Genomic DNA, 10,201 nt, shown 5'->3' on the forward strand with positions numbered 1-10,201 from the left:
GCCCCGCCGGTCCGGCGACGTGTTCGGCGACGCCGTGGCGCGGTCGTCCGGGCGATGGCCCGGCGCCGGGAGGCGGAACGGGCCGTCGGACGTCCGGGTGTTCGTGTGTTGGGGTGTCGTGGCCGGGGCGTGCCCGGGGGTTGCGGGTGCGGCGGGCGCATGCCGGGGGGTGTCGGGGGACGCCGGTGCTTCGCCGGGCTCGCGGCCTGCGGTGGGCAGGGCGTCCGGGAAGCGGGCGGAGGCGCGCGGCGGGTGCGGGCCGGGGGCCTCGGGGGGTTGGGCAGCGGAGGTTCCGAAGCTCGGGAAGCGGGAGGTCCGGGTGGTGTCACCGGTAGTGCCCGAGGGTGTCTCGGGGCCGCGCTCGGCTGCCGTGCCTTGACCGCCACCACCCTCGGATCCGGTCGAGTACGGACCGGCCGGTCCGGCCGGTCCGGCCGGGGTCGCGCCGGGCGCCGAGGACGTCCGTGGTGCCGGGCCCGCGCTCGCGGCACCGGCTCCGGAGCGGCCGGTCCCCTGCGTCGTCTCCGCCGCTGTCGGTGCGCGCCGCCCCGCGGGATCGCCCACCGGCATCCCGTCGCTTCCGGTCCGCCCGCTTCCCCGAGACGGGGACGGCCGCACGGAACCCGGGGCCGGACCGGCCGTGGCTCCCGTGCCCGGACGGGCGGGGCCGTTCGCGGAAGGGGGGCGGGGGAGGTCGTCCGAGGGCCGCGCGGTGTCGTCCCCGGCCGGTCCGGGGGAGTCCGCCGGGTTGTCCTGCCGGTCCGGGGCGGCCGGGGGGTGTGAGGGGCGGGGCGGGGACGGCGGGCGCGGTGGGGCCGCGGGGCGCGGGGGGAAGGAGGCACGTCGTGCTTCCGTGCTCATGCACCCCCCGCTTCCTCGGCCCGGGCCACTTCGTGCGCGGGCCGGTGTCGTCCTGCCCGTGGCCCGGCACGGGCTCGTCCCGGGCACACCTACCCTTACGGACGGAGCGTCATCCCGGCGCGGATCACCGGCCGGCGACGTTCCGCCGTACGTGCGCGTCACTCTACGGCTTGTTCCTGGGCGAACGGGAACCAGTCCGCGACCCCGGGGCATCTGCCCGGAACATCCCCCTACCCTGCGGTAATCCCGTCTGGCAGGCTGCGCTCATGACTGCGCGCGCCGCCGACCGGGCCCGTTACGACAGGGCCACCGCCCGTCTCGACGCCCCTGTCGCGATCGTGGACCTGGACGCCTTCGACGCCAACGCCGCCGATCTGGTCCGCCGGGCCGGGGGCAAGCCGATCCGTGTCGCCAGCAAGTCCGTGCGCTGCCGGGCGCTGCTGGAACGGGTCCTGGGCCGGGACGGCTTCGCGGGGATCATGTCGTTCACGCTCGCCGAATCGCTGTGGCTGGCCCGCTCCGGGTTCGACGACGTCCTGCTGGCCTATCCGTCCACCGACCGCGCCGCGTTCGCCGAACTGGCCGGTGATCCCGAGCTCGCGGCCGCCGTGACCGTCATGGTCGACGACGTCGCGCAGCTGGACCTGATCGACGCCTCCCGCGACGGAGGGCGCGAAGTGGTGCGGGTGTGCCTGGAGTTGGACACGTCCCTGCGGCTGCTCGGCGGGCGCGTGCGTGTCGGGGCGCGGCGGTCGCCGCTGCACTCCCCCGCCGAGGTCGCCGACGTGGCGCGGGCCGTGGCCCGGCGGCCCGGTTTCGAGGTCGTGGGGATCATGGCGTACGAGGGGCATGTCGCCGGGGTCGGGGACAAGGTGGCGGGGCGGCCGCTGCGGTCCCGGGCCGTCCGGCTGATGCAGGCCGCCGCCCGGCGTGAACTGGCCGCGCGGCGTGCGGAGGTGGTGCGCGCGGTGCGGGCCGTGGTGCCGGAACTGCGGTTCGTCAACGGCGGGGGCACCGGGTCCGTGCAGCACACGGCCGCCGAGGAGGCCGTCACCGAGATCGGCGCGGGGTCGGGGCTGTACGTGCCGCGCCTGTTCGACAACTACACGTCGTTCAGCGGCCGTCCGGCGGCCCTGTTCGCCCAGCCCGTCGTGCGGCGGCCGGGGGTCGGGGTCGTGACCGTGCTCGGCGGCGGGTATCCCGCGTCCGGGGCCGCCGGAGCGGACCGCTCGCCCGTGCCGTATCTGCCCGAGGGGCTGTGCTACGACCCGCAGGAGGGCGCCGGTGAGGTGCAGACGCCGCTGCTCGGGTCGCCCGCCGACGATCTGCTGATCGGCGACAAGGTGTGGTTCCGGCACGCCAAGGCCGGTGAGCTGTGCGAGCGGTTCGACGTGCTGCACCTGATCGAGGGGGACGCCGTGACGGCGAGCGTGCCGACCTACCGCGGCGAGGGCCACGCGTTCCTGTAGTCGGCGCGTGGGCTCAGCGGGACCGGCCGATGCCGCTGCCCAGGGCATCCGCCCGTGTCCGCGTCGCCGAACGGGCGGATGCCCTGGGTGATGCGGTCCATGTCGGCGAGCGGCGGGCCGTCCTCGCCCGCGTCGAAGACGTACCGGACAAGGACCGGTGACTGGGTGCCGACACTGGAGGCGAAGACCAGCGACTGGACGTAGCCGCCCGGGCCCGCGGCGGTCCGCACGCGCCAGCGCACCAGGTATCCGGCACGGCCCGCCACCGCGACCGGCCCGGACTTCACGACCTGGTGGGACTCCAGGCCGCCGTAGAGCTCGCGGCCGAGCGCGTCGCGGTCGAAGGCCTCGTCGGCCGCCTCGGAGATGTCGGCCTCGGCGAGGGCCTTGGGGGACGTCTCGTCGTTCTCGGTGACCGTGCGGGAGAAGACCATGCCGTGGCGGCACAGGTCCACGCCGCCGGGGCAGTCGTAGGTGCCGTCGGTCGTCATGACGACGTCGTCCTGGGCGACGTCGCGGGGGCGGACCCAGCCGTCGACCAGCGGGAACGTGATGGCGTTGAGCTGGTCCTCGACGACGGCCGGGTCTTCGGCGGCCGGGGCCGGTGAGGTCGCGGGAGCGGAGGAGGAGGTGGACGGGGGCGCCGAGGGTCCCGAGGGCGCCGTCCTCGTCTCCGTGCCACCGCCGTCGCCCCCTCCGAGCACGACGGCTGCCGTGACGATCGCGCCGGCCAGGACGGCACCGGCCGCGGTCAGGGCGACGGCCTTCGTGCGGCCGGTGCCACGGCCCGGTGGCGGGACGGCGGGGGCCTCGGATGCGCGGCGGTGGTCGGTCCAGGCCGCGCCGTCCCACCAGCGCTGCCGGCGCGGGGCGTGCGGGTCGGGATACCAGCCGGGCGGGGGCGTCATGCTCATCCCGGCACTGTAGGACGGGACGCCGGCGCCGCGGACGCGCCTTACAGGGGTGTGACGTACGCCCCCGCGATGCCGCCGTCGACGAGGAAGTCGGTGGCGTTGACGAAGGAGGAGTCGTCGCTGGCGAGGAAGGCCACGGCGGCGGCGATCTCCTCGGCCTCGGCGAACCGGCCCAGCGGGATGTGCACCAGGCGGCGCGCGGCGCGCTCCGGGTCCTTGGCGAACAGCTCCTGGAGCAGCGGGGTGTTGACCGGGCCGGGGCACAGGGCGTTCACGCGGATGCCCTCGCGGGCGAACTGCACGCCCAGTTCCCGGGACATGGCCAGCACGCCCCCCTTGGAAGCCGTGTAGGAGATCTGGGACGTGGCCGCGCCCATCCTGGCCACGAAGGAGGCCGTGTTGATGATCGAGCCCTTGCCCTGGCGCCGCATGTAGGGGAGGGTGGCCTTGCAGCACAGGTAGACGGAGGTGAGGTTGACCTCCTGGACGCGCTTCCAGGCCTCCAGGCCCGTTTCCAGGATGGAGTCGTCGTCGGGCGGGGAGATGCCGGCGTTGTTGAAGGCGATGTCGACGCTGCCGTACGTCTCGTAGGCGGTCCGGAAGAGGGCTTCGACGTCCTCGGGGTCGGTCACGTCGACCTTCACGAAGGTGCCGCCGGTCTCCTCGGCGGCGGCCTTGCCGCGGGCCTCGTCCACGTCGCCGCAGACGACGTGCGCCCCCTCTGAGGCGAGCCGGCGGGCGGTGGCGAGGCCGATGCCGCTGCCTGCTCCGGTGACGACGGCGGTGCGGCCGACGAGACGGCGGCAGATGCTTTCCTGAGCGGTCACTGTGCGGGGCCCTCCGTGCTGATGAAGACGTTCTTGGTTTCGGTGAAGGCGGCCAGGGCGTCGGGGCCGAGTTCGCGGCCGACGCCGGACTGCTTGTAGCCGCCGAACGGGGTCCAGTAGCGGACGCTGGCGTGGGAGTTGACGGACAGGTTGCCGGCGCGCACGGCCTGGGAGACGCGCAGGGCGCGGCCGACGTCCCGGGTCCAGATGGAGCCGGAGAGGCCGTAGGGGGTGTCGTTGGCGAGGCGGATCGCGTCCTGCTCGTCGCGGAAGGGCAGCAGGACGGCGACGGGGCCGAAGATCTCCTCGCAGGCCGCCGGCGAGTCGGGCCGCTGCCCGGTGAGGACGGTCGGCGGGAACCAGAAGCCGGGTCCCTCGGGGGCGCTGCCGCGCAGGGCCGGGGCGTCCTCGGGCACGAAGCCACGGACGCGGTCGAGCTGCTGCCGGGAGATGAGCGGGCCCATCTGGGTCTTCTCGTCGGCCGGGTCGCCCACCACCACGGCGGCGAGGGCGTCGGCGAGCAGGGCGCTGACCTCGTCGTACACGGATTCCTGGACGAGGACGCGGGTGCGGGCGCAGCAGTCCTGGCCGGAGTTGTCGAGGAAGGAGAAGGGGTCGACGGCCGTCTTCAGGTCGGCGTCGGCGAAGACGATGTTGGGGCTCTTGCCGCCGAGTTCGAGGGTGACCGGCTTGACCTGCTCGGCGCCGAGCGCGGCCACGCGCGTGCCGGTGCGGGTGGATCCGGTGAAGACGATCTTGGCGACGCCGGGGTGGCGGACGAGGGCGTCGCCGGTGATGTCGCCGCGTCCCGGCAGGACCTGGAAGAGGTGCTCGGGGAGCCCGGCGTCCAGGGCGAGTTCGGCCAGGCGCAGGGCGGTGAGCGGGGTGTTCTCGGCGGGCTTGAGGAGGACGGCGTTGCCGGCCGCGAGGGCGGGGGCGGTGCCCCAGGCGGCGATCGGCATGGGGAAGTTCCAGGGGGCGATCACGCCGACGACGCCGAGCGGTTCGAGGATCGTGACGTTCAGGCCGCCGGGCACCGGGATCTGCCGGCCGGTGAGCCGCTCCACTCCCCCGGCAGCGTAGTCGAGCAGGTCGCGGACGTTGCCGGCCTCCCAGCGGGCGTTGCCGACGAGGTGGCCGGCCTCGCGGACCTCCAGGGCGGCGAGCTCCTCCAGGTGCGCGTCGACGGTGGCCGCGAAGCGGCGCAGCAGCCGGGCGCGGTCGCCGGGTGTGAGGGCGGCCCAGGTCCGCTGGGCCGCGGTGGCACGGGTGACGGCGGCGTCGACGTCGGCCGGGGTGGCCCCGGCGACGGCGGCGACGACCTCCTCGGTCGCGGGGTTCAGCACGTCCAGAAGGTGCTCGGAAGACACGAAGGACCTCACATGCGTTCGAAGGAGCGGCGCAGCTCCCAGTCGGTCACCGCGGCGTCGAAGGCGTCCAGTTCGACGCGCGCCATGTTGCGGTAGTGCGCGACGACCTCGTCGCCGAAGGCGGCCTTCGCGAGGGGGCTGTTCTCCCAGAGCTCGGCGGCCTCGCGCAGGGTGGTGGGGACGTGGGCGTACCCGGCGGTGTAGGCGTTGCCGGCGCAGGGCTCGGGCAGCTCCAGCTTCTGCTCGACGCCGTGCAGTCCGGCGGCGACCAGTGCGGCCACGGCGAGGTAGGGGTTGACGTCGCCGCCGGGCAGGCGGTTCTCGAAGCGCAGGGAGCGGCCGTGGCCGACCACGCGCAGCGCGCAGGTGCGGTTGTCGCGGCCCCAGGCGACGGCGGTCGGGGCGAAGGAGCCGGGCTGGAAGCGCTTGTAGGAGTTGATGTGGGGGGCGTAGAGCAGGGAGAAGTCGCGCAGGGCGGCGAGCTGGCCGGCGAGGAAGTGGCGCATGACCTCGGACATGCCGCCCTCGCCGTCCCCGGCCATGGCGTTGGTGCCGTCGGCGTCGGCGAGGGAGAGGTGGATGTGGCAGGAGTTGCCCTCGCGCTCGTTGTACTTGGCCATGAAGGTGAGCGACATGCCGTCCTGGGCGGCGATCTCCTTGGCGCCGGTCTTGTAGACGGCGTGCTGGTCGCAGGTGACCAGGGCCTCGTCGTAGCGGAAGACGATCTCGTGCTGGCCGGGGTTGCACTCGCCCTTGGCGGACTCCACGGTGAGGCCAGCGGCGGCCATCTCGTTGCGGATGCGGCGCAGCAGGGGCTCGACGCGGCCGGTGCCGAGGACGGAGTAGTCGACGTTGTACTGGTTGGCCGGGGTCAGGCCCCGGTAGTCGGCGTCCCAGGCCTGTTCGTAGGTGTCCTTGAAGACGATGAACTCCAGCTCCGTGCCGACCTGGGCGGTGTGGCCGAGCTCGGCCAGTCGCTCCAGCTGGCGGCGCAGGATCTGGCGGGGGGCGGCGGCTACCGGGGAGCCGTCCTCCCAGGCGAGGTCGGAGAGGACCATGGCCGTGCCCTCGTTCCAGGGGACGCGGCGCAGGGTGGCCAGGTCGGGGTGCATGGCGAAGTCGCCGTAGCCGCGGTCCCAGGAGGACATCGCGTAGCCGTCGACGGTGTTCATCTCGGTGTCGACGGCCAGCAGGTAGTTGCAGCCCTCGGTGCCGTGCTCCAGCACCTCGTCGAGGAAGAAGCGCGCGGCGAACCGCTTGCCCTGCAGCCGCCCTTGCATGTCGGGGAAGGCCAGGACGACAGTGTCGATCTCACCGCCGGCGACGAGGGCGTGCAGTTCCTCGACGCTCAGCGGGGGTGTGCGGTCTGCCACGGGAGGGCCTCCTTGGCTCCTTGGTCCGCCGGGAGCCATAAGGTATTGCGGAGGACCATTGATTGGGAAGGGGGTGCGGCCGGATGCCGGAGGAAGTCGGTGGGGACGCCGCGCGGGACGGGCTGACGCCGGTGCTGCGGCCGGTGCGCGCGGGCAACGGCTTCGAGGAGGCCCTGGAGCAGATCCTGCAGGTCCTGCGGCTCGGTCTGGTGCCGGGGGGCGAGCGGCTGCCGGCCGAGCGGGACCTGGCGGAGCGGCTGGGGATCAGCCGGGTGACGCTGCGCGAGGTGCTGAAGGTGCTGACGGACCAGGGTCTCGTCGAGTCGCGGCGCGGCCGGTACGGCGGCACGTTCGTGCTGCCGCGCGCGGACGCCGGCGGCGAGGACGAGCTGCGGCGGCGGATCGCCGAGGTCGACATAGAGGACGTGCTGCGCTTCCGGGAGGTGCTGGAGGTCGGCGCGGCCGGGCTGTGCGCGGCGCACGGGCTGGAGGAGAAGCAGGTACGGCGGCTCCGTGAGGCCCTGGACCGCACGCACGACGCCCCGCTCGCCGACTACCGGCGCCTGGACACGCTGCTGCACCTCACGCTCGCCGAGCTGTCCGGCACCCCGACGCTCACCGCCCAGTACGCGGCCGTGCGCGCCACCCTCAACGACCTGCTCGACTGCATCCCGCTGCTGGTGCGCAACCTGGAGCACTCCCAGCGGCAGCACACCGCCCTGGTGGAGGCCGTGATCGAGGGGGACGCCGACCAGGCGCGGGAGATCGCGCGCGAGCACTGCGGGGGCACGGCCGCGCTGCTGCGGGGGTTCCTGGGCTGAGCCGGGCGGTGTCGTGGCGCGGTGAGGATTCACGGGCGATCGACGCACGGGTCTTGCGCTCCCTCCACCCACACCGCAAAGGTATGGCTCCATTCCATTCAGCCGGAGTCCGCTCGCCCCTCGTGACCGCCGCCGCCCCGTCGGGAGTCTGCCCATGTCCCAGGAACCCACCGTCACACCCGTCGCCCCCGGGGGCGACGACTATCTGGAGCGCAGGGCGCTGCGCCGCGGCAGCGCCGGCTGGGTGCTGCTGACCGGACTCGGCGTCGCCTACGTCGTCTCCGGCGACTACTCGGGCTGGAACTTCGGCCTGGCCGAGGGCGGCTTCGGAGGCCTGGCGATCGCCATGGTCCTCATGGGCGCGATGTACGTGTGCATGGTGTTCGCGCTCGCCGAGCTGTCCTCGATCCTCCCCACCGCGGGCGGCGGCTACGGCTTCGCCCGGCGCGCCCTCGGCCCGTGGGGCGGCTTCATGACCGGCACGGCGATCCTCATCGAGTACGTCCTCGCGCCCGCCGCGATCGTCATCTTCATCGGCGACTACGTCGAGTCCCTCGGCCTGTTCGGTCTGGAGTCGGGCTGGCCGGTGTACCTGGCCTGCTTCGTGATCTTCCTGGGCATCCACCTGTGGGGCGTGGGCGAGGCGCTGCGCTTCAGCTTCGTCGTGACGGGCATCGCGGTCGCGGCGCTGATCGTGTTCGCGCTGGCGGCCCTGCCGGACTTCTCCTTCGGCGCGCTCGACGACATCCCGGTCGACGCCTCGGCCGCCGGGGCGAGTTCCTGGCTGCCCTTCGGCCTGCTGGGCATCTGGGCGGCGTTCCCGTTCGGCATGTGGTTCTTCCTGGGCGTCGAGGGCGTGCCGCTGGCCGCCGAGGAGACCAGGGACCCGGCCCGTACGCTGCCGAAGGCGATCCGCTGGTCGATGGGAATCCTGGTGGTACTGGCCGTGGTCACGTTCTTCGCGGCGGCCGGCGCCCGGGGCTCCGCCGCCATCCAGGGGGCGGGCAACCCGCTGGTCGAGGCGCTCCAGCCGGACGGCGAGGCGACGACCCTGAGCCGGATCGTCAACTACGCGGGCCTGGCCGGCCTGGTGGCCTCCTTCTTCTCGCTGATCTACGCGGGCTCGCGCCAGCTGTTCGCCCTCTCCCGCGCCGGCTACCTGCCCCGCTTCCTCTCCCTGACCAGCAGTCGCAAGGCCCCCTATCTGGGCCTGCTGGTGCCCGGCACGATCGGCTTCCTGCTGGCGGCGCTCTCGGGTAACGGCGCCCGCATGCTGAACATCGCCGTCTTCGGCGCCACCATCTCCTACGCGCTGATGTCCCTGTCCCACATCGTGCTGCGCCGCCGCGAGCCCGGGCTGCCGCGGCCGTACCGGACGCCGGGCGGGGTGCTGACCTCCTCGGTCGCGCTGGTGCTGGCCTGCTCGGCGCTGGTCGCGACGTTCCTGGTGGACGTGACGGCGGCCTTCATCGCGCTGCTGGTGTACGCCGTGGCGGTCGCCTATTTCGGCCTGTACAGCCGCAAGCGCCTGGTCGCGAAGGCTCCGGAGGAGGAGTTCGCGGCGCTGGCGGCGGCCGAGGCAGAGTTGGCCAGGGACTGAGGCGTCGAGTGACGAGGGAGTTTCCGTGAGCAGGCCGTTGATCGGGGTCAGCACCTACCTGGAGTCCGGTGCGCGCTGGGGCGTGTGGGAACTGGAGGCCGCGCTGCTGCCCGTCGGCTACCCCCGGCTGATCCAGCGAGCGGGCGGTCTGGCCGCGATGCTGCCGCCGGACGACCCGGCGCACGCGGCCGAGGCCGTGGCCCGGCTGGACGGGCTGGTCGTCGCGGGCGGACCGGACGTGGACCCGGTCCGCTACGGCGCGGAGCGCGAGCCCAGGACGGGCCCGCCCGCACCGGAGCGGGACGCGTGGGAGCTGGCGCTGATCGACGCGGCCCTGGCGGCGGGCCTCCCGCTGCTCGGCATCTGCCGTGGCATGCAACTGCTGAACGTCGCCCTCGGCGGGACGCTCGTGCAGCACATCGACGGGCACGCGGAGGTCGTGGGCGTGTTCGGCGGCCATGCGGTCAAGCCGGTGCCGGGCAGCCTGTACGGCGGGATCGTGCCGGAGGAGACGTTCGTCCCGACGTACCACCACCAGGCCGTGGACCGCCTCGGCGAGGACCTGGTGCCGTCGGCGTACGCGGGCGACGGCACGATCGAGGCGGTGGAACTGCCGTCCCCCGGGGCGTGGGTCCTGGGGGTGCAGTGGCACCCGGAGATGGGGGACGACGTGCGGGTGACGCGGGCGCTGGTGGAGGCGGCGGCAGCACCGCGCTGACGCCGAGGACGGTGGCGTGGCTGTCCGGCGGCGGCACCGCGGACGAGACCCAGCGCCCATGGCACCGCGGACCCGGCAGGCGCTGGTGGAAGCAGCACCAACACCGCGCCGACCCCGGAGGGCCGCGGCATGACTGCCCGGCGACCACCCCCGCGGACGAGACCCAGCGCCCATGGCACCGCGGACCCGGCAGGCGCTGGTGGAAGCAGCACCAACACCGCGCCGACCCCGGAGGGCCGCGGCATGAC

At 74.0% G+C, this 10,201-nt stretch carries 8 protein-coding genes; 4 read left to right on the forward strand and 4 right to left on the reverse strand.

Going from position 1 to position 10,201, the window contains the following annotated elements:
* Window positions 1-1,127 precede the first annotated feature (1,127 nt).
* Window positions 1,128-2,330 carry an amino acid deaminase/aldolase gene (locus ACFW6P_RS04410; RefSeq protein ID WP_386358231.1) on the forward strand — a complete coding sequence of 401 codons (1,203 nt, stop codon included), beginning with the start codon at window positions 1,128-1,130 and terminating at the stop codon, window positions 2,328-2,330.
* Here the strand turns inward: ACFW6P_RS04410 and ACFW6P_RS04415 are convergent.
* Genes ACFW6P_RS04415 through ACFW6P_RS04430 form a run of 4 tightly spaced genes read right to left on the reverse strand, consistent with a single transcriptional unit; the run spans window position 2,300 to window position 6,814 of the window.
* Window positions 2,300-3,238 (reverse strand): DUF2510 domain-containing protein, encoded by a 939-nt coding sequence (locus ACFW6P_RS04415; protein ID WP_386358278.1) that lies wholly within the window; start codon window positions 3,236-3,238, stop codon window positions 2,300-2,302. The two genes, ACFW6P_RS04410 and ACFW6P_RS04415, sit on opposite strands and share 31 nt — an antisense overlap.
* 47 nt (window positions 3,239-3,285) lie before the next feature.
* Window positions 3,286-4,071: a 3-oxoacyl-ACP reductase gene (locus tag ACFW6P_RS04420; RefSeq protein WP_386422912.1), complete on the reverse strand. Its 786-nt coding sequence runs from the start codon at window positions 4,069-4,071 to the stop codon at window positions 3,286-3,288.
* Window positions 4,068-5,441, reverse strand: coding sequence for an aldehyde dehydrogenase family protein (locus tag ACFW6P_RS04425; protein WP_386358235.1), 1,374 nt, complete (start codon window positions 5,439-5,441; stop codon window positions 4,068-4,070). The genes ACFW6P_RS04420 and ACFW6P_RS04425 overlap by 4 nt, the downstream gene beginning before the upstream one ends.
* An 8-nt stretch (window positions 5,442-5,449) precedes the next feature.
* Window positions 5,450-6,814 carry a glutamine synthetase family protein gene (locus tag ACFW6P_RS04430; protein WP_386358237.1) on the reverse strand — a complete coding sequence of 455 codons (1,365 nt, stop codon included), beginning with the start codon at window positions 6,812-6,814 and terminating at the stop codon, window positions 5,450-5,452.
* A gap of 83 nt (window positions 6,815-6,897) precedes the next feature.
* On the opposite strand from ACFW6P_RS04430, the gene ACFW6P_RS04435 reads away from it, so the two are divergent.
* From ACFW6P_RS04435 to ACFW6P_RS04445, 3 genes are all read left to right on the forward strand, one after another.
* Window positions 6,898-7,635: a FadR/GntR family transcriptional regulator gene (locus tag ACFW6P_RS04435; RefSeq protein ID WP_386358238.1), complete on the forward strand. Its 738-nt coding sequence runs from the start codon at window positions 6,898-6,900 to the stop codon at window positions 7,633-7,635.
* A gap of 154 nt (window positions 7,636-7,789) precedes the next feature.
* On the forward strand, window positions 7,790-9,235 hold the full coding sequence (gene eat / locus ACFW6P_RS04440; protein ID WP_386358240.1) for an ethanolamine permease: 1,446 nt from the start codon (window positions 7,790-7,792) through the stop codon (window positions 9,233-9,235).
* A 37-nt stretch (window positions 9,236-9,272) separates the two neighbouring features.
* Window positions 9,273-9,953: a gamma-glutamyl-gamma-aminobutyrate hydrolase family protein gene (locus tag ACFW6P_RS04445; RefSeq protein WP_386358280.1), complete on the forward strand. Its 681-nt coding sequence runs from the start codon at window positions 9,273-9,275 to the stop codon at window positions 9,951-9,953.
* Window positions 9,954-10,201: the final 248 nt, after the last annotated feature.

Origin of the sequence: Streptomyces sp. NPDC058741 (assembly GCF_042746715.1) — a bacterium.
Lineage (GTDB): Bacteria > Actinomycetota > Actinomycetes > Streptomycetales > Streptomycetaceae > Streptomyces.

Bases quoted from the DNA above. Each gene is read 5' to 3' on its own strand.
- ACFW6P_RS04435 (WP_386358238.1), top strand. From the start codon at position 6,898: ATGCCGGAGGAAGTCGGTGGGGACGCCGCGCGGGACGGGCTGACGCCG.
- ACFW6P_RS04415 (WP_386358278.1), bottom strand. From the start codon at position 3,238: ATGACGCCCCCGCCCGGCTGGTATCCCGACCCGCACGCCCCGCGCCGG.
- ACFW6P_RS04410 (WP_386358231.1), top strand. From the start codon at position 1,128: ATGACTGCGCGCGCCGCCGACCGGGCCCGTTACGACAGGGCCACCGCC.
- eat (WP_386358240.1), top strand. From the start codon at position 7,790: ATGTCCCAGGAACCCACCGTCACACCCGTCGCCCCCGGGGGCGACGAC.